The organism is Vannielia litorea, assembly GCF_018424695.1.
GTDB classification, from domain to species: domain Bacteria; phylum Pseudomonadota; class Alphaproteobacteria; order Rhodobacterales; family Rhodobacteraceae; genus Vannielia; species Vannielia litorea_A.
This window is the reverse complement of sequence record NZ_QTNQ01000004.1, coordinates 26,920-47,692: the sequence shown is the minus strand read 5'-3', so window position 1 is coordinate 47,692 and position 20,773 is coordinate 26,920. Positions and strand designations below refer to the sequence as shown.

The window sequence follows — 20,773 nt, the reverse complement described above, 5'->3', positions numbered from 1 at the left end:
CTCAGGAGAGCCGGCCGATCATGTCGGGACGGAACCCGGCCCAATGGTCGTCACCGGCGACGACGACGGGGGCCTGCCGGTAGCCGAGGCCCTGCACCATCTCCATCGCGTCGTCATCTTCGGTGAGGTCGATCACATCGAAGGGCAGGCCGCGGGCCTCCAGCGCGCGGGTGGTTGCGGTGCACTGCACGCAGGCGGGTTTGGAATAGACGGTGATGGTCATGGTTTTTTTGTCCCCATTGGTTTTGCCTGTTGTCTGGCGAAGGGGACACGAAGACGGGGCTCTGCCTGATGCCCGCCTGCGCGCCCGGGCCCTCCGCCGCGGTCGTCGTTCTTGCTTCGGCAGGTCTCCTGACTTCGCGGCTCGAGCGTCGGCGGTTCGCCTTCCCGGTGTTGCCTCACACCAGTGGCCTGAACCCTGACTTGCCGCTTACAGTTGCGGGGGCAGTGCCGGATTTGCACCGGCTTCCCTCTTCGCCCCCGAGTCACCCCTGGGGAACCAAAGCACCCCCATATAGGGCAGCGGGCCGGGAGGGTGTCAATATGTAGTAGAAGCTTGCCAAAAATTTTCTGTGGATGAGTCCTCAGCGCGGCCTTTTTGCCGCCCCCTCTGCAACGCCCGCAAGTTGCACCGCCCCAATGGCCGGTCGTGCGCGGCATCGCTTGTCGGGCCTTGCGTAACGGGCAAAACAGGGGCCGCCCGGACCCAGCCATACCGCACTCTGCGACCTAGGTAGAATGGGCGCGGCGCGTGCCGCTGGCTAGGCTCCGCGCATGGGAGGATCAGCCGCACTCAGGGCCGTTGCGCTGCTGCTGGCAGCGGTCATCACCGCCGTGGCCGCACGGGCGGAGCCGCTGGCGCGCGACGAGATCGTGGCCATGGTGGCACCCCCGATGGAGCTGGGCGAGCAACTCAACGACAAGGGCGTGTGGCAATTGCTCAACTCCGGCGGCGCCGAGGCCGGCTATGTCTTCGAGACCGAGCCGATGGCCCCCCTGCCCGGCTTCTCAGGCGCGCCGATCAACATGCTGGTCGTGCTCGACCTCGAGGGCACCTACCTCGACGTGCGGCTGATCTCGCACAACGAGCCGATCTTCGTGAGCGGGCTGGGCGAAGCGCCCTTCCGCAAGTTCTTCGAGCAGTATCGCGGCCTCTCGATCTCCGACACCCTCGTGGTCGGCACCCCCTACGGCGAGGGCAGCGACGGTTCGGCGCTGGTCTATCTCGACGGGGTGACGAAGGCGACGGCCTCGGTGCGCATCGCCCACGAAAGCCTGCTGGCCGCCGTCCATCAGGTCGCCCGCGAGAAGATGCAGGGCGTGGCCGCCGCCCCCGCGGGCTACCCCGACCCCTCCGTGCAGGAAGACCTGAGCTGGGATGACCTCATGGCCGAGGGGCTGGTGACGCGCCTCACGGTGACGAACAGCGAGGTCGACGCCGCCTTTGCCGGCACCATCTGGGCCACCGATGACCCCGAAGCCCAGGCCAACCCCGATGGCATCTACCTCGACCTCTGGCTGGTGGACCTTGGCCCCCCCTCGGTGGCTGCCGCCGTGCTCGACGAAAGCTCGCAGGCGGCGTTGGCCGAGTTTCTCACGATCTCCGACAACGACGAGCCGATCCTCGTGGTCGACACCGGGCGGCACGGGCTGGTCTCGGAAGAGTTCGTCCGCAACACCGCCCCCGACTGGCTGTCGGCCACCCAAGACGGGCTGCCTGTGGCGCTGCGCGACAGCGACCTCTTCTTCAGCCTCGCCGAAGATGTGCCCGAAGAGGTGAAGGACGGCGCGCAGATGATCCTGCGGACCGACCGCCGCGTGGGCTTCGATCCGTCGCGCCCCTGGCAGATGGAGGTGAAGTCCACCCGCGCCCACGGCGTGTTCCGCCCCGAGATCGGCAGCCAGACGCTGGTGGCCGAGGTCACGCCGGTGGAGCGATTCTTCACACGGCCCACGCCGCCCGTCCAACGTTCCCCCTTCCGCATCGCCGTCGACAATCGGCTGACGGACCTTGCCCTGCTCGGTGCCTTCCTCGCCGCGCTCTTCTTCCTGCTCGGCCCCGGCATGCGCCGCTTCGCGGGCTGGCGCTGGTTCACCCCGGCCCGGCTCGCAATCCTCGCCCTCGTCACCGGCTTCATCGGCTGGTGGGGGCAGGGGCAGCTCTCCATCGTCACCGTGCTGGGCGTCATCCGCACGGCGTGGGAGGGCGGCAGCTATGTCTTCCTGGCCTATGACCCCTTCGGTCTCGCCGTCTGGGCCGCCGCGATCCTCGGCTTCTTCTTCTGGGGCCGGGGCCTGTTCTGCGGTTGGCTCTGCCCCTTCGGCGCGCTTCAGGAGTTCGCCGCACACCTCGGCCGCGCCCTGCGCCTGCCCCAGATCGAACCCTCGGCCCGATGGGACGCGCGGCTGAAATGGCTGAAATACGCCGTGCTCGCCGGGCTGGTGACCCTCGTCTTCCTCGCCCCCGCCCATGTGGAGACGGCGGCAGAGGTGGAGCCGTTCAAGACCGCCATCACCACCTTCTTCCTGCGCGAATGGTATTACGTCGCCTATGCGGTCGGGCTGCTGCTGCTCTCCATGGTGCTCTTCAAGGGCTTTTGCCGCTACCTCTGCCCGCTCGGCGCCGTCATGGCCATCGGCGGGCTGCTGCGCAGGCGCGACTGGATCGCGCGGCGCGCCGAATGCGGCTCCCCCTGCCAGCTCTGCCGGGTGAAATGCCGCTACGGCTCGATCAAGAAGAGCGGCGCAATCGACTATTCCGAGTGTTTCCAGTGCCTCGACTGCGTCGCCATCCATGACGACCCGGCGCAATGCGTGCCCCTGGTGCTGGCAGGCCGCGCGGGTAAGCGGGGGGAGTTCAAGCTGCCCAAGGGAGTGCCTGCCAAATGACCCGCCCCCTGACCCGCCGCCGCTTTATCGCCCTCAGCGCCGCCGCCCTTGCCGCGCCGCAGGGGGCCAGCGCCGAAACATGGCGCGGCATCGCGATGGGCGCGCAGGCCGAGATCACGCTCTCCGGGCCGGGGCCACAGGTGCGGGCGGCCCTGGCAGAGGTGCGCGGCCTGATCCGCGCCGTGGAAGCCGCCTTCAACCTGCATGACCCCGCCTCAGAACTATCGCGCCTCAACGCGCGCGGCCACCTCTCCCCCAGCCCGCTCTTCGCTGCGCTCATCGCTTGGACAAGCCGGCTCCACGCCGCCACCGGCGGGCTGTTCGACCCGTCCGTTCAGCCGCTCTGGCGGGCGCGCTTCGAGGGGCGCGCGGGCGAGGCGGAGGCCGTGGGCTGGCAGCGCGTGCAGACCGGCCCCGAGATCCGCCTCGCCCCCGGCCAGGCGCTCACCTTCAACGGCATCGCGCAGGGCTACGCCACCGACCTCGCGGCGCAGGCGCTGAAGGCGCGGGGGTTTAGAGAGGTGCTGGTGAACATCGGCGAATTCGCCGCCCTCGGCAGCGGCTGGCACATCGGCATCGCCGACCCCGCCCACGGCCTGCTGGCCCAGCGCCGCCTGTCCGACAGCGCGCTGGCCACCTCCAGCCCCGCCGCAATGCCGATGACGGGCGGGCATATCCTTGGGCCCGGGGGCCAAGCGCCGCGCTGGTCCACCGTATCGGTCGAGGCCGAGAGCGCCACGCTGGCCGACGGGCTTTCCACAGCGCTCTGCCTCGCTGGTGAGAGACAGATCGCCCGCATCCGCGCGCGGCTTTCGGGCGTGCGCCGGGTGGTGGTGGTGGATGGGGACGGAAGCCTGAAAACGCTTTAGCGCTCGGGCTTCACCAGCGTCATCCCGTAGCGCGCGTAGATCGCCTCGATCCGCCCGTCCTCCAGCCCGGCGTAGATCGCATCATCCACCGCATAGCCCAGCGGGCGATAGGCGAAATGCACGCCCACGCCCAGGGTCCAGGTGCCAACGGCAAACCCCGGCAGGGGCGGCGCGTGAATGGCCATGCCTTCGCCCACGCCATGCTCAAGCTGTCCGAGCGGCCCCATAACCGCAGCCACCTCGCCCGCCGCCAGCGCCTCCAGCGCGGCGCCGGTCGTGGCGAAATGCCGGATGTTGCCCGCCAGTTGGCCGCCCGCGAAGCCGGACAGGTAGAAATCGGAGATCGAATCATTCTCCACCCCCACCGGGTCGAAGCGGAAGTAGGGCACGGTCGGGCCCTCGTCGGGGTAAACGGAGGTGGAATAGGCGATGGCGATGCTCTCCTCGGCGTATTGCCCGGTGAACACCACCTGCTCCACCCGGCACTTGAAGGCCGAGTTGTAGGGCACCCGCAGCATCACGTTGGAGATGCGCCCGCCGATCACCGCGCCCTTCCACAGGGTATTGCGCAGATCGGCCTGAAGGTTCTCGCCCGCGGTGAAAAAATCGAACCGCGGTTCGACGCCCAGCTCTTCCGCGATGAGCCGGGCAATCTCCACGTCCACACCGCGCGGGGTGCTGCCGTCTTTCCAGGAGTAGGGCGGATTGTCGGCATAGAGCGCGAAGGTGATGAATCCGCGCTCGATGATCGTGTCGAGATCCTGCCCCACCACGTCGCGGCCCGTGTTCTGCGGCTTGGGCTGGGGGATGTAATCGGCGCAGGGGTCCTCGGCCCGGGCTGGCAGGGGGGCCGCCAGCCCGGCGAGGAGGAACGCACCAAGAAGCAGACGCCATTGCATGGCGCGCCGCCTCAGTGCGCTGCCGAGAGACCGATGGTCAGCACCTCTGCGGCCTGACCATAGGCCTCGGGGTTGGCGGCGAGAATGTTGGCCGCGCGCCAGGCCACGCTGTCGGCCACCGGCGCGCCGGAGAGGGTTTCAATCCCAGCCGCGATCTCGGCCAGCCGCGCCTGAACCGGCGCGCTGTCGGCGCCATCGGGGTTCTCCTCCCAGCCGGCGAGCTGGTCACGAATGCCCTTCAGCTCGTCACTTGCCTCGGCCATGCCCTCATCGTCGGGACGGGTTTCGATGTAGGTCCGGATGGCCCAGCCGGCCTTCTGGCCCAGCACCTCCTCGAAGGCGGGCATCTTGGTGGTGCCGTTCTGGGTGTAGCCCAGCCGGAACCGCTCCATGTACCACTCGTCGCCGTATTCCTCGGCCTCCAAGAAGCGCAGGTCGGGGGCGAGCCCGCCCGACACCACCTCCAGCCCGTGGCAGCGGGCGCAATTCTGGTTGTAGCCCGAGGCGCCGATCTCGATGGCCTTGGCCCAGGCCTCGTCGCCCACCTTGTCGGCGCGGTAGGGGTTTTCGATCAGCCACTCCTCGCCCACATCGGGCAGGGCATCGGTGTTGACCGGCTGCGGCGCAACATCGCCATGGGCCAGCGCGGTGCCGGCGGTGAGAATGACGGCAAGCGCCGTGGCAAGGCTCGATCTGAATGGCATGTGGTCCTCCCTTTTCGTCGCCTTGGGTGTAGAGCCACCCCGCCGCCGGGCGGTATTGGACTTTGGTTCAAGACCCCCCGATTTTGCGACCAATGTCCTACATCGAAGCCCCCGTGTGCCCGCTAACGTCTGCCCCGGGAGGACATCATGCGCGCATTTCTGGCACTTCTCGCCGGGCTCTGGGCCACGGCAGCCACCGCCACCGAGGCCAATACGCTCAGCGTTCAGGTCAACTACCTGCGGGTTGAAAGGCCCGCGCCGCCGACGCTGTCGAACCTCGAACCGATCCCGGACGATCTCGGCATCGCGGGTGCGCAGCTTGGCCTCGCGGACAATACCACCACCGGCAGTTTCCTCGGTCAGACCTATGCGCTCGATGTCGTGTCGGTGCCGGAGGGGGAAAGCCCGCTGGAGGCCGCACGCAGCGCGCTCGCCGCCTCGCCCTACCTGGTGCTCGACGCGCCAGCCGAGGCGCTCACCGCCATCGCCGACATGCCCGAAGCGCAGGGCGCGCTTCTGTTCAACGCCACGGCGGAAGACAATTCGCTGCGCAGCGAGGGCTGCCGCGCCAACCTGCTGCACACCGCCGCTTCGCTCTCGATGCGCAGCGATGCGCTGATGCAGTTCTTCGCCAGCCGCCGCTGGGCCACCCTCGCGCTGGTCGAGGGGCCGCGCCCCGAAGATGCCGCCTTCGCCGCCGCGCTGCGCGCATCGGCCACAAAATTCGGGCTGCGGATCGAAGCCGAGAAAAGCTGGGCCTTCGATGCCGACATGCGCCGCAACGCGAGCGCCGAGGTGCCGCTCTTCACCCAGGAACTGGGCGAGCATGACGCACTACTGGTGGCCGACGAAACCCACGACTTTGGCCGCTACATCGCCTTCAACACCTGGCTGCCCCGCCCCGTCGCGGGCTCCGAGGGGCTGGTGCCGCTAGCGTGGTCGCCGGTGATCGAGCAATGGGGCGCGGCACAGCTGCAATCACGCTTCACCGAGGCCGCCGGGCGTCCGATGGCCTCCGAGGACTATGCCGCCTGGGCCGCGATCCGCACGCTGGGCGAAGCCGTCACCCGCACCGGCAGCGCCGATCCGGCCACGCTCCGCAGCTACGTTCTGGGAGACAACTTCGAGCTGGCCGGGTTCAAGGGCCGGCCCATGTCGTTCCGCCCGTGGAACGGCCAGCTGCGCCAGCCCATCGCCCTCGCCCAGCCCCGCGCGCTGGTGGCCTCCGCGCCGCTGGAGGGCTTTCTGCATCAAGTCAACGAGCTGGACACGCTGGGCATCGACGCCCCCGAGTCCGCCTGCACCGCTTTTGGAGAATAACCCATGCTGCGCCTCGCCCTCGCCCTCTCGCTCCTGCCCGCCGCCGCCCAGGCAGCCGAAATCTGGGTGACCAACGAGAAGGATGACACCATCAGCGTGATCGACATCGACACGCTCGAAGTCACCCGCACCATCCCCACTGGTGAGCGCCCGCGCGGGATCACCTTCAGCCACGATTACTCGGTGGTCTACATCTGCGCCTCCGACAGCGATTCGGTGCAGGTGATGGACCCGGAGACAGGCGAGATCCTGCATGATCTGCCCTCGGGCGAAGACCCCGAGCAATTCGTGCTGCACCCCGACAACAAGCACCTCTACATCGCCAACGAGGATGACGCGATCACCACCGTGGTCGACGTGGAAAGCCGCAGCGTCGTGGCCCAGATCAACGTAGGCATCGAGCCCGAGGGCATGGCCGTCTCGCCTGACGGGGCGCTGGCCATCACCACCTCCGAAACCACCAACATGGCCCATTGGATCGACACCGAAACCCGCGAGATCGTGGCCAACACGCTGGTCGACAGCCGCCCGCGCCACGCCGAATTCACCGAGGACGGCGCAGAGCTTTGGGTGAGCGCCGAGATCGGCGGCACGGTCACGATCTTCGATGTGGAGAGCAAGGCCGAGAAGGCCAAGATCGACTTCGAGATCAAGGGCGTCCACCCCGACAAGGTGCAGCCCGTGGGCTTTGAGTTTGCCGAGGGCGATACCCACGCCTTCGTCGCGCTGGGGCCCGCCAACCATGTGGCCGTGGTGAACATGGAGACCTACGAGGTGGAAGAGTACATCCTCGTGGGCCGCCGCGTGTGGCACATGGCCTTTTCGCCCGACAAGTCGCAGCTCTTCACCACCAATGGCGTCTCCGGCGACGTGACGGTGATCGACGTGGCCTCCCGCGAAGCCATCAAGTCCATCAAGGTAGGCCGTTACCCCTGGGGCGCGGCCCTACGACCATAGCGCTAGTGACGCCCCCCGGCGCCGAAGGTATCCTGACCCCATGAAACATCTCCTGATCGCCGCCACCCTTCTCGCCGCCACGCCTGCGCTGGCCGATGAAAGCCATGGCACGCTGAACCCTGATGAGATGACGTGGCAGCGCTTTCTGGAGCGCGCCGACGAGGGCGAAACCGGCATGGTGCTCTGCTCCATGGGCTACGCGCTCACCAAGTCGGGTGATCACGCCTCGGCCCGTAAGCTCTTCGAGAACTGCGCCGCCGCCGGATACACCGGCGCGATGACATGGATGAGCCAGCTCGACAACAACGGCCTTGGCGCGCCCGAAAACCCCGACGCCGCCGCCGAGTGGGACAGGCAGGCCGCAGAGGCGGGCGACCCGGTGGGCCAGTTCAACTACGGGTTGGACCTGATCCGAGGCCACGGCGTGGCCCGTGACGAGGCCCGGGGCCGGGCGCTGGTGGACGAGGCCGCCGAGGCCGGGCTCGACGTGGCGCGGCAATTGCAGCAGGGCGGATACGACCCCCGCACGGTGACGCCCGACGCCGACGAATGGAAATACGCGCCGCTCTTCTGAGCCCGCGCCGACAGCACGATTGCCCCGCCCCGCCGCGCCCCCCGCGCGAGCGGCGCGATGTGCGTTAAGTTCCTGTTTTTACGTCGCAATCCTACGACCATTGTGCAATTTCGGGCGCCCCTCGCTTAGAGAATACTCCGGCCAGCACCCTCCCGCAGGAGGCGGGATGGCGGCTCGTGAACATCGCGACAGGGAGGATTTCGATGAACCGATTCTTGATGACGGCGGCCATGGTCAGCCTGCTGGCCGGCGCAGGCAGCGCCACGGCCCAGGTGACCGAGGAAGATCTCGCCAATGACCAGGCCAGCACCAGCGACGTGCTCACCAATGGAATGGGGCGGCACCTTCAGCGCTACTCGCCCCTCGACATCCTCAACAAGGACAACGTGAAAAACCTGCAACCCGCCTGGGCCTTCTCGCTCGGCGGCGAAAAGCAGCGCGGCCAGGAGACCCAGCCGCTCGTGCATGACGGGATCATGTATATCACCGGCTCCTACAGCCGCCTCTACGCGATCGACCTGAAGACAGGCTCCGAGCTCTGGCAATACGACGCCCGCCTGCCCGAGGGCATCCTGCCCTGCTGCGACGTCATCAACCGTGGCGCCGCGATCTATGGCGACAACGTCTATTTCGGCACGCTGGATGCCCGCCTCGTAGCGCTGAACGCCAAGACGGGCGACGTTGTGTGGAACAAGAAGATCGCCGACTACAAGGCGGGCTACAGCTACACCGCCGCGCCGCTGATCGTCCACGGCAAGGTCATCGTCGGCAACTCCGGTGGCGAGTTCGGCATCGTCGGCACGGTCTATGCCTATGACGCCGAGAACGGCGACCTGATCTGGACGCGCCCCACCATCGAAGGCCATATGGGCACGCTGAACGGCGAAGAAAGCACCATGACCGGTGAGCTGAACGCCTCCTGGCCCGGCGACATGTGGAAGACCGGCGGCGGCGCCACCTGGCTCGGCGGCTCCTATGACGCCGATACCAACACCCTCGTGTTCGGCGCGGGCAATCCGGCGCCGTGGAACTCCTGGCTGCGCAACGCGGGCCAGAACAACGACGGCTCGGGCGACAACCTCTATGCCGCCAGCCGCATCGGCATCGACCCGGACACCGGCGAGATCAAGTGGCACTTCCAGACCACGCCGCGCGAAGGCTGGGATTATGACGGCGTGAACGAGGTGGTCGCCTACGAGGACCGCGAAGGCAACAAGCGCTTCGCCACGGCCGACCGCAACGGCTTCTTCTACGTGCTGAACCGCGAAGACGGGGCGTTTGTCTCCGCCGTGCCCTTCGTGAAAGACATCTCCTGGGCCGAGGGCATCGACGAGAACGGTCGCCCGATCTTCGTTGAAGAGAACCGCCCGGGCGATCCCTCCAAGGCTGCAGACGGCGCAAAAGGCGAGGTCGTCTTTGCCTCCCCGTCCTTCCTCGGCGGCAAGAACTGGATGCCGATGGCCTTCTCCCAGAAGACCGGCAACTTCTACGTCCCCTCCAACGAGTGGGGCATGGACATCTGGAACGAGCCGATCACCTACAAGAAAGGCGCGGCCTACCTCGGCTCCGGCTTCACCATCAAGCCGAACTACGAGGATCACATCGGCTCGCTCAAAGCGATCGATCCCGACACCGGCGAGATCAAGTGGGAGTTCAAGAACGACGCACCTCTCTGGGGCGGCGTGATGACCACCGCCGGGGGCCTCGTGTTCACCGGCACCCCCGAGGGCCGCTTCATCGCCTTCGACGACGAGACCGGCGAAGAGCTGTGGTCGTTCCAGACCGGCTCCGGCATCGTCGGCCAGCCGATCACCTGGGAAACCGATGGCGAGCAATATGTCTCGATCATCTCCGGCTGGGGCGGCGCGGTGCCGCTCTGGGGCGGCGAGGTGGCCAAGAAGGTCAACTACCTCAACCAGGGTGGCCTGCTGTGGACCTTCCGCCTGCCGAAGGAACTGGCATCGGCCGAGTAAGCCGGCTTGATCCGATACCCAGTGGAAGCACCCGTCCCCCAAGGCGGGTGTTTTCTTTCGTGCAGTGGCCGTATGCGGGGCGTATCCCTTTGAAAGCCCCGCGCTCTGCCGCTACACCGGATCAAGCAATTGACAGGTGAGGAGCAGGCCATGGCCAAGCAGCTACTTTTCTACGAAACGCCCATGGCGGTAAACGCGGCGCGCCACGGCAAGATGAGCGTCGACATCGCCGGGGATTACGGCTTTGCCCGCGAGGTGAACTCCGTGCCAATCGCCGCCGCCGAATTTGCCCTCTGCGCCGCCGAGTATCCCATCGTCTTCGCCGGGGAGGCCTCTGCGCCCGTGCCCTCGGTCATCCTCGGGCTCGACGGCTCCAAGAACGCCTTCGTCGGGGCGGATGGCAAGTGGCTGGGCACCTACCTGCCCGCCTACATCCGCCGCTACCCCTTCGCACTGTCGCACCAGGACGACGCGGGCACGCAAACGCTGCACGTTGACGAGGGCTTTTCCGGGCTCAACGACAAGGGCAAGGGCGAGGCGCTCTTCGACGGCGACAAGCCCTCGGCCTATCTCGAGAACGTGCTGAAGTTTCAGCAGGAGTATCACACCCAGCACCAGCGCACCCAGGCCTATGCCAAACGCCTGGCCGAGCTGGAGCTGCTCAAGCCGATGCAGGCCAATTACACCACGCCCGAGGGGGAGAAGCGCACGCTTCAGGGCTTCTTCACCGTCGACCGCGAGAAGCTGAAGGCGCTGGGGAATGAGGCCGTGATGCAGATGTTCGCCAGTGACGAGCTGGAGTGCACCTACCTCCACCTCCACTCCGCCCGCAACTTCGCAGATATCGCGCGGCGGGCAGGCGATGCGGCCCGCGCCGCCTGACACACCAGCCCGGCCCGCCGCTCAGGGCCGGGCGTAGCGCACGTAGGCAAACCGGCGGGCAACGGGCGACCAGGACGGCACATTGATCGTCCCCTGCCCGCCGTAGAAGCTGGCGAGCGTTTCCGCCGCGCCGCCTTCCGCAGGCATCAACCGCAACTCCACGTCGCGGCCAAAGGGGTGGCCCTCGGTGCCCGGCGGATAGGCGAGGTAGAGCACGTGCTGCCCATCCGGCGAGGGGTGCGGAAACCAGTCCACACTGTCGCCGCCCGTCATCTCCTCCGGCTCCGCGCCATTGGCCCGCATCCGCCAGAGGTTCATCGCCCCCTCCCGGTCGGAGTTGAACCAGATGTGCCGCCCGTCGGGCGTGTAATCCGGCCCATCATAGTGCCCGCCGCCCGCGATCAGCACGCGCTCCTCGCCCTCCTCCACCGCGATGGAGGCAATGCCGAAAACCCCGTCGCGGCGGCAGGTATAAGCTAACTCCGAGCCATCGGGCGACCAGCCGTGCCACCAGCTCGGGGTTTCCGCCGTTACCCGCCGCGGCGTGCCGCCCTGCGCGGGCATCACGTAGATGCAGGAGCCTTCGGTGAGCGTGCTGTCAGACAGCGCATACCATCCGCCATCGGGCGAAAGGCCGTGGTCGTTGTTCAGCCCGGTCAGCGGCCCGGTGTCGATCCGCTCCAGTGCGGGCGCATCCAGCGGCACCCGAAAGAGCTGCCCCTCGGCATTGACGATCAGCGCGCCATCCGCCGCCCAGTTGGGGGCTTCGATGTGGCGCTCGGTTTCCAGCAGCGTTTCGGTTTCGCCGGTGTCGAGGTTGAAGATTTCCAGCGCGGCGAACATCAGGTGGGGTCGTAGCTGAAGCGGGTGAAATCCGCCGTTCGCCCGCGGCCGGTGATGTCAAAGCAGCACATCCCGACGAAGGCCCCGGTGAACGATCCATGTTCGCCGCGCCCGCCTTCGTCGGAAATCACCGAGGCGTCCAGCTCCGGCCCGAAAGGCTGCCAGTTGCCGCCACCCTGCCGGTAGATGAACTGCTGCTTGGCGTGGTCCACCTCCACCCCCAGCTCCACCGGCCCCACGGCCAGCGGCACCGGCGCGGCGGGAAACTGCATCCGCCCGTCGGGCCAGTCGCCCGGGCAGGACATCAGCATCAGGCGGCGCCCCTGCTCCTCCGTCCATGAAACGGCGGCGAAGTGGAATTTGTTGCGGTTGTAATAGGTCGTCAGCCCGGCGGCCTGCTGGTAGGTCGTGGGCTCAAACACCTCCAGCGTCGTCGTCGCGCGATACTTCAGATGCTCCTGCCGCCGCGCCACGAGGCTCTGCTCGAACCAGCTGCCGATGCTCTCCCGCCCGATCAGCCGCAGCGCACTGCCGGTAAGGGTGAAGATCCGCTCCGGCTTCGGCGTGCGCAGCCATTGGAACTCGGCAGGCAACGAATTTTCGTCGAAAATTCGGTTCACCGCCCCCGGCGCCCGCTGCTCCACGTCAAACGGCGCGGGCACCTCCAGATGCGCCAGCGTGCCGCCGCCCTCGACATAGAGCCAGTCGTCGTCCCGCCACTCGCATTTCTCGATCCCCGTCTCCCGCCCCAGCGGCGAGAACCGCCCCGGCAGGGGGCGAGAGCAGAGGAAGGTGTGGTAGGTATCGCCCTGCGGGGTTTCCACGATCTGCCCGTGGCCGGTGCGTTGCAACGGCGCGTCGGGGTCATCCTTGGCGGTCAGCAGATGGGTGTTCGGGTGCAGCTCGTAGGGGCCGAAGACATCGCGGCTGCGCGCCATGGTGACGGCATGCTTGTAGCCGGTGCCCCCCTCGGCGACGGTGAGGTAATACCACCCGTTGCGCTTGGAGAGGTGCGGGCCTTCAGTGAGGCCGAGCGCCGAGCCATTGGAAATCACCTTGATCTCGCCCTTCAGCCCCTCCTCGGGGTGCCACTCCTGGCAGAGGATACCGTCGAAGGCGCTGGACTTCGGCTTGCCGCCGATGCTCTCGCTGATGTGGTTCCACTGGAGCACCAGCCAGTATTTCTTGCCGTCTTCGTCATGAAACAGCGAGGGGTCGAAGCCGTGGCTGCTCACATACACCGGGTCGCTCCACGGCCCTTCGATGCTGGGCGCAGTGACAATGTAATTGTGCGCGTCCTTGAAGTTGCCGTCATACCGCTTCACGTCAGTATAGACGAGCCAGAACAGCCCGTCGGCATAGCTGAGGCAGGGCGCCCAGATGCCGCAACTGTCGGGGTCGCCCCGCATGTCGAGCTGCGCCGCGCGGGACAGAGGCCGACAGGCGAGATCCCAGTTTACCAGATCCTTCGAGCGGTGGATCTGCACGCCCGGGTACCACTCGAAGGTGGAGGTGGCGATGAAGTATTCGTCGCCCACGCGGCAGATCGAGGGGTCTGGGTTGAAACCGGGCAGGATCGGGTTGCGGATCATCGCTGCGCGGCTCCCTTGGTCTGCTCCGCCGACTGGGCCCAAAGGTTGATGGCCTCCTCGTCGGCGTATTCGTCAATCTCGGCCAGTTCGGCTTCGGTGAAGTCGAGGTTGCCCACCGCGCCCGCGCAATCGACCACCTGGGAGGGTTTGGAAGCCCCGATCAGCGCCGTGGTGATCCCACCGCCCCGCAGCACCCAGGCAATCGCCATCTGCGCCAGCGTCTGCCCGCGTCGCTCGGCGATGTCGTTCAGCTTGCGGATGTTCTCGATGGCGCGGTCGGAGAGCATCTCCGAGCGCAGCGATTTGCCCTGCGTTGCCCGGCTGCCTTCGGGGATGCCGCCGAGGTATTTCTTCGTCAGCATGCCTTGCGCCAGAGGGGTGAAGGCGATGGAGCCGATGCCGAGCTCCGCCAGCGTCTCCTTCAATCCGTCCCGCTCGACCCAGCGGTTGATCATGTTGTAACTCGGCTGGTGTATCAGGCAGGGGGTGCCCAAGTCCTTCAGGATCGCCACCGCCTCGCGGGTGCGCTCGGAGTTGTAGCTGGAAATCCCGGCGTAGAGGGCGCGGCCCGAGCGCACGATATGGTCGAGCGCACCCATCGTCTCTTCCAGCGGCGTGTCGGGATCGAAGCGGTGGGAGTAGAAGATATCGACGTAGTCGAGGCCCAGCCGCTTCAGCGACTGGTCGCAGCTCGCCACCAGATACTTGCGGCTGCCCCACTCGCCGTAGGGGCCGGGCCACATGCCGTATCCGGCCTTGGACGAGATGATGAGTTCGTCGCGGTAGGGCGAAAAATCCGTCCGCAATATCTCGCCAAATGCCGCCTCCGCCGCGCCCGGCCTCGGGCCGTAGTTGTTGGCGAGGTCGAAATGGGTGATGCCGTGGTCAAAGGCCGTCTGGCAGATTTGCCGCTTGGTCTCATGGGGCGCGTCGTCGCCGAAGTTGTGCCAGAGGCCGAGCGAGACGGCAGGCAGCTTGAGGCCAGACTTGCCGCAGCGGCGATAGACCATCCGCTCATAGCGGTCTTCGGCGGCGGCATAGACGCTCATGCCAGCAACGCCCGCGCTGCATCCGGCCCCAGCGCCTCAGGCCGCTCGCAGGTGGTGGCGATGTCGAGCGCCCGCCCCTCTTCGCCTGCCTTCAGGATCGAGGTCATCACGTCCACGACATGTGTGGCAAACGCGTCCGAGCAGCGATGCGGGCGGCCTTGGAGGATCGCCTGCGCCATATCCGCCAGCCCGGCGGTGCGGTAGTTGGCCCGCGTGCCCTCGTTGGACTTGCCGAAGGGGTGCTGCCATTCGCCGGAAATGTTGGTGAAGGCGCCCTTCTCGGTTGCCCGCACCTCGCCACCGAAGAAGTTCGGGTCCGGCACATGCAGCGTGCCCTCGGTGCCGTAGAGCTCCATGTTCGAATGGCCGTGCTGCCAGACGTCCCAGCTTGCGATGAAGGTCACCTGCGCGCCGGACGCAAACTGAAGGATCGAGTGGATCGTCGTCGGCGTCTCCACCTTGATCTTCTCGCCGTGGCGGGGCTGCGAGGTGATGGTGCGGTATTCGTTCGCGCTCGAACTCATAGCCACCACCCGCTTCACCGGCCCCAGCAGTTGCACGAGGTTGCTGACGTAGTAAGGCCCGATGTCCAGCACCGGGCCGGCGCCGGGCTGGAAGAAGAAATCGGGGTTGGGGTGCCACATCTCCATGCCCGCGCTCTGCACGAAGCAGGTGCCCGAGGTGATCCGGCCCACCGCCTCGCTGTCCACCAGATGCCGCGCCAGCTGATGCGCGCCGCCGAGGAAGGTATCGGGCGCCGAGCCAACCCGCAGGCCCTTCTCGCCCGCGATCTTTTTGAGCGCCTCGCCCTCTTCCAGCGTCAGCACGAAGGGCTTTTCGGAATACACATGCTTGCCCGCCTCCAGCACACGTTTCGACACCTCGAAATGCGCATTCGGCACGGTCAGGTTCACCACCACATCCACATCATCGGCGGCCAGCAGCCCGTCGATGCTTTCGGCGCGCAGGCCGAACTCATCGGCCCGCGCCTTTGCGGCCTCTTCGCTCAGGTCGGCGCAGGCGCGCATTTCGATGCCCTTGAAAAGCGGCGCAAGCCGCATGTAGGCGGCGGAGATGTTGCCGCAGCCGATGACGCCGATTCCGAGTGTGTCAGCCATGGTTCAGAGCCCTTTCACAGCTTCGATGGAGCGGGTGGCGAAGCGCTTGGCGTCATTCGGCTTGTCGTGCTCCATCACAAAAAGGTCCACGCCCGCGCCCTTCAGCGCCGCCATGAGGGCGGGCCAATCCATGGTGCCGTGGCCCACATCGGCCCAGCCGTCCTCATCGGCGCAGTCGCCGTCCGGGGCGATGTCTTTCACATGGGCGGTGGTGATCCGGTCCTTGTGGTCGGCAATCCATTTCAGGGGGTCCGCGCCGCCGCGCACCACCCAGGCCACATCCATCTCCCACTCGATCTGGGGGGCGAGGTCGAGGATCACCTGCATCGGCACCGTGCCATCCTCCAGCGGCATGAACTCCCAATGGTGGTTGTGCCAGCCAAAGCGCAGCCCGGCGCCCTGCACGCGCTTGCCCGCCTCGTTCAGCCGGTTAGCGAGCTGCTTCCACGCGCCAAGATCGGCCCCGTTGCGATACTCGTCCGTTGGCGCAGGGCAGAAGACACGCTCCATCTCCAGCACCTTGGCCGCTGTCATGCTCTTCTCGAAGTCTTCCTCGAAGCTGCCCAGCGGAAAGAAGTGCCCGGAAGGCATGGCCAGCCCGTTCTCGTCGAGCAGCGCCTTGAAGGCATGCGGATCGGCGTAGACGCCGCCGAAGCCTTCCACTTGCGTATAGCCGAGGCCGGACAGCAGTTTGAGCGTGTCTTCCCATGCCCCGGCGTCGCGGGACGAATAGAGTTGATAAGATATATCCATGGTCAGTCCTGTGAGTTCCGGCTCAGAGCCGGGCTTCGGTTGTCTTGTCAAAGAGGTGGCAGCGCTCGGGCGAAAGGCCGAGCGGCAGCGGGTCGCCCGGGGCGATCTCGACTTGCCCGTCGAGCCGCACCCAAATGTGCCGCCCGCCAACATCGCAGCGCACCAGCGTATCGGAGCCGAGCGGCTCCACCAGCTCTACAGTGCTGTCAAAGCGGAACGGCTTGCCCTCGGCGATCTCGCTATAGGCTACGTGCTCGGGGCGGATGCCCAGCATCGCCGCCCCGTCGCGCGGGCCGCCCTCCCAGGTATAGCCCTCAAGCGGAATCTCCAACTCGGCGGAGTGAAAGACCCCGCCGCGCAGCTCACCGTCGAGGAAGTTCATGGTCGGTGAGCCAATGAACTGCGCCACGTAGAGGTTGGCCGGGCGGTTGTAGATTTCATTCGGGGTGTCGAGTTGCAGGACCATCCCCGATTTCATGATGGCAATGCGGTCGGCGAGCGTCATCGCCTCGATCTGATCATGGGTGACGTAGATCATGGTGTTGCCCAGCGTCTGGTGCAGCTGCTTTATCTCCACCCGCAAGTCGGCACGCAGCTTGGCGTCGAGGTTGGAGAGCGGCTCGTCGAACAGAAACACATCGACATCGCGCACCAGGGCCCGCCCAATCGCCACCCGCTGCCGCTGCCCGCCCGAAAGGGCTGAGGGCTTGCGGTCCAGCAGCGGCTCGATCTGAAGCACCTGCGCCGCCCGGTCAACGCGCTGCGCAATCTCCGCCTTGCTCACGCCCGCGTTCTTCAGGCCAAAGCTCAGGTTCCCCCGCACCGTCATCTGCGGGTAGAGCGCATAACTCTGAAACACCATGCCGATGCCGCGCTTGGAGGGCTCTTCCCAGGTCACGTTGTTGCCGCCGATCCAGATTTGCCCATCGGTCGCATCCAGCAGGCCGGCGATACAGTTCAGAAGGGTGGATTTGCCGCAGCCCGACGAGCCCAGCAGCACGAGAAATTCGCCATCCACCACGTCGAGGTTCAGATCCTTCAGCACCTTCACGGCGCCGAACGAGAGGTCGAGGTTTTTTATTTCGATCGAGTGTTCCATGCCTCAGCCTTTGACCGCGCCGGCGGCAATGCCGCGCACGAAGAGTTTTCCGGAGATGAAGTAGATGACCAGCGGCACCAGCCCGGTGAGAAGGGTCGCCGCCATGTTGACGTTGTATTCCTTCACCCCCTGCACCGAGTTGACGATGTTGTTGAGCTGCACCGTCATCGGGTAGAGGTCCGGCTTGGTGTAGACGACGCCGAAGAGGAAGTCGTTCCAGATGCCCGTGACCTGAAGGATCATCGCGACCACGAAGATCGGCAGACTCATCGGCAGCATGATCTGGAAATAGATCTGCCAGAACCCGGCCCCGTCGACCCGCGCCGCCTTGAACAGCTCTTCGGGCAGCGAGGTGAAGTAGTTGCGGAACAGAAGCGTCAAAATCGGCATGCCGAAGACCGAATGCACCAGCACCAGGCCCGTGAGCGAGCCGTAGAGGCCGATCTCGCGCAGGATGATGACGATGGGGTAGAGCATCACCTGATAGGGGATGAAGGCCCCGAAGATCAGGATGGTGAAGAAGATATCCGCGCCCTTGAAGCGCCAGTTCGCCAGCGCGTAGCCGTTCACGCTGGCGATAAGGATCGAGAGGAAGACGGAGGGCACGGTGATCCGCACAGAGTTCCAGAAGCCCCGGCTCAGCCCGTCGCAGTTCAGCCCCGTGCAGGCCTCCGCCCAGGCCTTCACCCAGGGCTGAAAGGTCACCTCCACCGGCGGGGCAAAGATGTTGCCGAGCCGAATTTCCGGCATGCCCTTCAGCGAGGTCACCACCATCACCCAGAGCGGCAGCAGATAGTAGAGCGCCACCACGATGAGCGTGCCGTAGATGAAGATGTTGCGGCGCGAGAAGCGGCGGCGCGGCTTGGGTCCGCGCGGGCCGGAAAGCGCGGGCGCAGCGGCATCGGCCCCGGCGACGGTGGCTGAGAGGGTTGCGGGGTTAGACACGCTTCTTCCCTCCGAATTCGAGATAGGCCCAGGGGATGATCACCACGAGCACGGCAAGCAGCATCATGGTGGAGGCGGCAAAGCCCTGCCCGAGGTTCTGGCCCTGGAACATGTAGTCATAGACGTATTTCGCAGGCACATCCGAGGCGATGCCGGGGCCGCCCCCCGTTTGCGCCACGATCAGGTCGTAGAGCCGCACGATGCCCGAGGCAATGATGACGAGGGTGGTGATGAAGACCGGGCGCATCATCGGGATGACGATGAAGATATAGGTCTTCCACATCGGAATGCCGTCCACCCGCGCGGCCTTCCAGATTTCCTGATCGATGCCGCGCAGCCCGGCGAGCATCAGGCACATCACAAGGCCGGTGCCCTGCCAAAGACCGGCGATGAGCACGCCGTAGATCACAATGTCGGCGTTGTAGAGTGGGTCGAAATCGAAGCTCTCCCAACCCATCGCCTGAATGACCGACTGGATGCCGAAATCGGGGTTGAGCAGCCATTGCCAGACAAGGCCGGTCACGATGAACGACAAAGCAAAGGGGTAGAGCAGGATGGTGCGGAAAGTGTTCTCGAAGCGGATCTTCTGGTCGAGCAGCGCGGCTAGCACGAAGCCGATCACGAGGCTGAAGACCACCATGCAGGCGCCGTAGATCAGCAGGTTTTCAATCGCCACATTCCAGCGCTCGGTGCCCCAGAGCCGCTCGTATTGCTGCAAGCCCACCCATTTCTCACGGGGCAGCAGCTTGGAGTTGGTGAAAGAGTAAACAACCGTCCAGATCGTGCCGCCGGTGAAGACGACAAGCGCCGTCAGCACCATCGGAATGGCGGCGATCTTGGCGTTGATGTTTCGAAAGAGCCTCATCGGGCGGGCCGCGGCCATCACGCTCCCCTCTGCGCTGGTCGGGTGGGTCAGGGCCGGGCCGCCCGCTCAGGCAGCCCGGCCCGGTTCAACGCGTTTGCGTCAGTCTTTGTTGGCGACGATGTCGACGAAGCGCGCCTGCGCGTCCTCGGCACTGATCGAAGGATCCTGGAAGAACTGCACGAAAAGGTCGTTCAGCTGGTTGTTGGTGTCCTCGGTGTTCAGCATGTTCACGTCAGGCATGGTCTTGCCGTCTGCGAGCAGCTGGAGGCCCTTCTTCATGCAGTCGTTGGCGCTGGCGAGATCCACATCACCCCGGATCGGCAGCGAGCCCTTCTTGAGGTTGAAGGCCACCTGGGTTTCGGGCTTCAGCAGGGTCGCGGCCAGCGCGTCCTGTGCTGCCTCGATCTCGGCATCGCCGGTCTCGGGGAAGTAGAAGGCGTCGCCCCCGGTCGAGAGCACTTCGATCACGCCGAGGCCCGGCAGGCAGGTGTAATCCTCGCCCGCGACCTCGCCGGCCACTGCAAATTCGCCCTGCGCCCAGTCACCCATGATCTGGCCGCCTGCGGCATCGGTGATGACAAGGTTGGTCGCCTGGTTCCAGTCCTGCACGTTGGAGCCCTGCACCATCTCGCGCATGTCGGCAGCGGCCTGGAACACGCGGCCCAGCTCTTCGCCTGCCGCCATTTCGGCATCGCCGTCGCCGTAAACCTGTTGCAGCACATCCGGCCCGGCCAGCGTGGCCATCAGCACGTTGAACGCGCCCGAAGATTGCCAGGGCTGCCCGCCCAGCGCCATCGGCTGGATACCGGCCTCCTTCAGAGCGGGGGCGGCGGCCACGAACTCGTCCCAGTTGGCTGGAACCTCGAGGCCCGCTTTCTCGAACGCCCCGTTTGAGAGCCACAGCCACTGCCAGGAGTGGATGTTGACCGGCGCGCAGTAGATTTTTCCATCCACCGTGCAGGCCTCAAGCAGGCTCGGCGGGTTCACGATATCGGTCCAGCCCTCGGCCTCGGCCACATGGGTCATGTCGCGCAGAAGGCCTGCCTCGATCAGTTCTTCGGCCTGCCGGCCGTGGTTGAACTGGAAGGCGCCCATCGGGTCGCCGCCGATGATCCGGCTCACCATCACCGGGCGCGCGGTGCCGCCGCCGCCGGCGATCGCGCCGTCGATCCACTTGTGTTCGGTCTGGCCCTCGAATTCGGTAGCGAACTGCTGCACGGCAGCCGCCTCGCCGCCCGAGGTCCACCAATGGGTGACTTCAAGGTCGGCAGCTGAAAGAGCGGAACCCGCGCAAAGCGCCGTGCCCGCCATCAGGATCGTGCGAAACGTCATCTTATTTATTCCTCCCTGTGGGCCGCGTCCTCCCGCAGCCCATGTCTGTCACGCGCCGTCCTCTCCGGCGCCTGTAATCGTTTACAAGTTCAGGACTACGTCGCCCCTGC

Annotated in this window: 19 protein-coding genes and 1 riboswitch; of the genes, 7 read left to right on the top strand and 12 right to left on the bottom strand. The window is 66.1% G+C overall.

The features are described 5' to 3' along the window. Position 1 precedes the first annotated feature (1 nt). Positions 2 to 223, bottom strand: coding sequence for a glutaredoxin-like protein NrdH (nrdH, locus tag DYI42_RS02720; protein ID WP_213544383.1), 222 nt, complete (start codon positions 221 to 223; stop codon positions 2 to 4). A gap of 101 nt (positions 224 to 324) precedes the next feature. Beyond that, a riboswitch (cobalamin riboswitch) is annotated at positions 325 to 519 on the bottom strand. A 255-nt stretch (positions 520 to 774) separates the two neighbouring features. Between nrdH and DYI42_RS02715 the strand changes: the two genes are divergently transcribed. Beyond that, on the top strand, positions 775 to 2,889 hold the full coding sequence (locus DYI42_RS02715; protein ID WP_213544382.1) for a 4Fe-4S binding protein: 2,115 nt from the start codon (positions 775 to 777) through the stop codon (positions 2,887 to 2,889). Continuing rightward, positions 2,886 to 3,758 carry an FAD:protein FMN transferase gene (locus tag DYI42_RS02710; RefSeq protein WP_213544381.1) on the top strand — a complete coding sequence of 291 codons (873 nt, stop codon included), beginning with the start codon at positions 2,886 to 2,888 and terminating at the stop codon, positions 3,756 to 3,758. The genes DYI42_RS02715 and DYI42_RS02710 overlap by 4 nt, the downstream gene beginning before the upstream one ends. Here DYI42_RS02710 and DYI42_RS02705 read toward each other — a convergent pair. Both DYI42_RS02705 and pedF read right to left on the bottom strand, forming a co-directional pair. Further along, positions 3,755 to 4,657, bottom strand: a complete 903-nt coding sequence (locus DYI42_RS02705) for a substrate-binding periplasmic protein (RefSeq protein WP_213544380.1) — start codon at positions 4,655 to 4,657, stop codon at positions 3,755 to 3,757. The genes DYI42_RS02710 and DYI42_RS02705 overlap by 4 nt on opposite strands. An 11-nt stretch (positions 4,658 to 4,668) precedes the next feature. After that, entirely contained in the window at positions 4,669 to 5,361 is a 693-nt protein-coding gene (pedF, locus tag DYI42_RS02700) for a cytochrome c-550 PedF (protein ID WP_213544379.1), read from the bottom strand. 147 nt (positions 5,362 to 5,508) lie between these two features. Between pedF and DYI42_RS02695 the strand changes: the two genes are divergently transcribed. The 5 genes from DYI42_RS02695 to DYI42_RS02675 all read left to right on the top strand — a co-directional run bounded on the left by DYI42_RS02695 (position 5,509) and on the right by DYI42_RS02675 (position 11,067). Then, positions 5,509 to 6,681, top strand: coding sequence for an ABC transporter substrate-binding protein (locus tag DYI42_RS02695; RefSeq protein WP_213544378.1), 1,173 nt, complete (start codon positions 5,509 to 5,511; stop codon positions 6,679 to 6,681). Positions 6,682 to 6,684: 3 nt separating this feature from the next. Then, positions 6,685 to 7,638 carry a YVTN family beta-propeller repeat protein gene (locus DYI42_RS02690; protein WP_213544377.1) on the top strand — a complete coding sequence of 318 codons (954 nt, stop codon included), beginning with the start codon at positions 6,685 to 6,687 and terminating at the stop codon, positions 7,636 to 7,638. A 40-nt stretch (positions 7,639 to 7,678) separates the two neighbouring features. After that, complete coding sequence (locus DYI42_RS02685) at positions 7,679 to 8,212, top strand: tetratricopeptide repeat protein (RefSeq protein ID WP_213544376.1); 534 nt, start codon at positions 7,679 to 7,681, stop codon at positions 8,210 to 8,212. Positions 8,213 to 8,415: 203 nt separating this feature from the next. After that, a complete protein-coding gene (locus DYI42_RS02680; RefSeq protein WP_213544375.1) occupies positions 8,416 to 10,185 on the top strand; it encodes a PQQ-dependent methanol/ethanol family dehydrogenase in 1,770 nt (589 codons plus the stop codon). Positions 10,186 to 10,335: 150 nt separating this feature from the next. Further along, on the top strand, positions 10,336 to 11,067 hold the full coding sequence (locus DYI42_RS02675) for a SapC family protein (RefSeq protein WP_213544374.1): 732 nt from the start codon (positions 10,336 to 10,338) through the stop codon (positions 11,065 to 11,067). Positions 11,068 to 11,088: 21 nt separating this feature from the next. On the opposite strand, the gene DYI42_RS02670 is transcribed toward DYI42_RS02675, so the two are convergent. The 9 genes from DYI42_RS02670 to DYI42_RS02630 form a co-directional block, all read right to left on the bottom strand. Next, positions 11,089 to 11,910: a TolB family protein gene (locus DYI42_RS02670; protein WP_213544373.1), complete on the bottom strand. Its 822-nt coding sequence runs from the start codon at positions 11,908 to 11,910 to the stop codon at positions 11,089 to 11,091. Beyond that, entirely contained in the window at positions 11,910 to 13,502 is a 1,593-nt protein-coding gene (locus DYI42_RS02665) for a glycoside hydrolase family 43 protein (RefSeq protein ID WP_213544372.1), read from the bottom strand. The genes DYI42_RS02670 and DYI42_RS02665 overlap by 1 nt, the downstream gene beginning before the upstream one ends. Beyond that, on the bottom strand, positions 13,499 to 14,551 hold the full coding sequence (gene mgrA, locus DYI42_RS02660) for an L-glyceraldehyde 3-phosphate reductase (RefSeq protein ID WP_213544371.1): 1,053 nt from the start codon (positions 14,549 to 14,551) through the stop codon (positions 13,499 to 13,501). Before mgrA ends, DYI42_RS02665 begins: the two co-directional genes overlap by 4 nt. Beyond that, entirely contained in the window at positions 14,548 to 15,669 is a 1,122-nt protein-coding gene (locus DYI42_RS02655; RefSeq protein ID WP_213544370.1) for a Gfo/Idh/MocA family protein, read from the bottom strand. The genes mgrA and DYI42_RS02655 overlap by 4 nt, the downstream gene beginning before the upstream one ends. A 3-nt stretch (positions 15,670 to 15,672) precedes the next feature. Then, entirely contained in the window at positions 15,673 to 16,422 is a 750-nt protein-coding gene (locus DYI42_RS02650; protein WP_213544369.1) for a sugar phosphate isomerase/epimerase family protein, read from the bottom strand. Positions 16,423 to 16,444: 22 nt separating this feature from the next. Then, positions 16,445 to 17,521 carry an ABC transporter ATP-binding protein gene (locus DYI42_RS02645; protein ID WP_213544368.1) on the bottom strand — a complete coding sequence of 359 codons (1,077 nt, stop codon included), beginning with the start codon at positions 17,519 to 17,521 and terminating at the stop codon, positions 16,445 to 16,447. 3 nt (positions 17,522 to 17,524) lie between these two features. Next, positions 17,525 to 18,466, bottom strand: coding sequence for a carbohydrate ABC transporter permease (locus DYI42_RS02640; protein WP_213544367.1), 942 nt, complete (start codon positions 18,464 to 18,466; stop codon positions 17,525 to 17,527). Next, positions 18,459 to 19,349, bottom strand: coding sequence for a carbohydrate ABC transporter permease (locus DYI42_RS02635; RefSeq protein ID WP_213544366.1), 891 nt, complete (start codon positions 19,347 to 19,349; stop codon positions 18,459 to 18,461). The genes DYI42_RS02640 and DYI42_RS02635 overlap by 8 nt, the downstream gene beginning before the upstream one ends. Before the next feature lie 81 nt (positions 19,350 to 19,430). Continuing rightward, positions 19,431 to 20,663 carry an ABC transporter substrate-binding protein gene (locus tag DYI42_RS02630; RefSeq protein ID WP_244867447.1) on the bottom strand — a complete coding sequence of 411 codons (1,233 nt, stop codon included), beginning with the start codon at positions 20,661 to 20,663 and terminating at the stop codon, positions 19,431 to 19,433. Between the last annotated feature and the right edge of the window lie 110 nt (positions 20,664 to 20,773).

What these genes read in the sequence shown, in the direction of transcription:
- mgrA (WP_213544371.1), bottom strand. Translation starts at nt 14,551, where the DNA reads ATGAGCGTCTATGCCGCCGCCGAAGACCGCTATGAGCGGATGGTCTAT.
- DYI42_RS02685 (WP_213544376.1), top strand. Translation starts at nt 7,679, where the DNA reads ATGAAACATCTCCTGATCGCCGCCACCCTTCTCGCCGCCACGCCTGCG.
- DYI42_RS02650 (WP_213544369.1), bottom strand. Translation starts at nt 16,422, where the DNA reads ATGGATATATCTTATCAACTCTATTCGTCCCGCGACGCCGGGGCATGG.
- DYI42_RS02710 (WP_213544381.1), top strand. Translation starts at nt 2,886, where the DNA reads ATGACCCGCCCCCTGACCCGCCGCCGCTTTATCGCCCTCAGCGCCGCC.
- DYI42_RS02695 (WP_213544378.1), top strand. Translation starts at nt 5,509, where the DNA reads ATGCGCGCATTTCTGGCACTTCTCGCCGGGCTCTGGGCCACGGCAGCC.
- DYI42_RS02665 (WP_213544372.1), bottom strand. Translation starts at nt 13,502, where the DNA reads ATGATCCGCAACCCGATCCTGCCCGGTTTCAACCCAGACCCCTCGATC.
- DYI42_RS02690 (WP_213544377.1), top strand. Translation starts at nt 6,685, where the DNA reads ATGCTGCGCCTCGCCCTCGCCCTCTCGCTCCTGCCCGCCGCCGCCCAG.
- DYI42_RS02705 (WP_213544380.1), bottom strand. Translation starts at nt 4,657, where the DNA reads ATGCAATGGCGTCTGCTTCTTGGTGCGTTCCTCCTCGCCGGGCTGGCG.
- DYI42_RS02630 (WP_244867447.1), bottom strand. Translation starts at nt 20,663, where the DNA reads ATGACGTTTCGCACGATCCTGATGGCGGGCACGGCGCTTTGCGCGGGT.
- DYI42_RS02680 (WP_213544375.1), top strand. Translation starts at nt 8,416, where the DNA reads ATGAACCGATTCTTGATGACGGCGGCCATGGTCAGCCTGCTGGCCGGC.
- DYI42_RS02670 (WP_213544373.1), bottom strand. Translation starts at nt 11,910, where the DNA reads ATGTTCGCCGCGCTGGAAATCTTCAACCTCGACACCGGCGAAACCGAA.
- DYI42_RS02655 (WP_213544370.1), bottom strand. Translation starts at nt 15,669, where the DNA reads ATGGCTGACACACTCGGAATCGGCGTCATCGGCTGCGGCAACATCTCC.
- nrdH (WP_213544383.1), bottom strand. Translation starts at nt 223, where the DNA reads ATGACCATCACCGTCTATTCCAAACCCGCCTGCGTGCAGTGCACCGCA.
- DYI42_RS02675 (WP_213544374.1), top strand. Translation starts at nt 10,336, where the DNA reads ATGGCCAAGCAGCTACTTTTCTACGAAACGCCCATGGCGGTAAACGCG.
- DYI42_RS02635 (WP_213544366.1), bottom strand. Translation starts at nt 19,349, where the DNA reads ATGGCCGCGGCCCGCCCGATGAGGCTCTTTCGAAACATCAACGCCAAG.
- DYI42_RS02645 (WP_213544368.1), bottom strand. Translation starts at nt 17,521, where the DNA reads ATGGAACACTCGATCGAAATAAAAAACCTCGACCTCTCGTTCGGCGCC.
- DYI42_RS02715 (WP_213544382.1), top strand. Translation starts at nt 775, where the DNA reads ATGGGAGGATCAGCCGCACTCAGGGCCGTTGCGCTGCTGCTGGCAGCG.
- pedF (WP_213544379.1), bottom strand. Translation starts at nt 5,361, where the DNA reads ATGCCATTCAGATCGAGCCTTGCCACGGCGCTTGCCGTCATTCTCACC.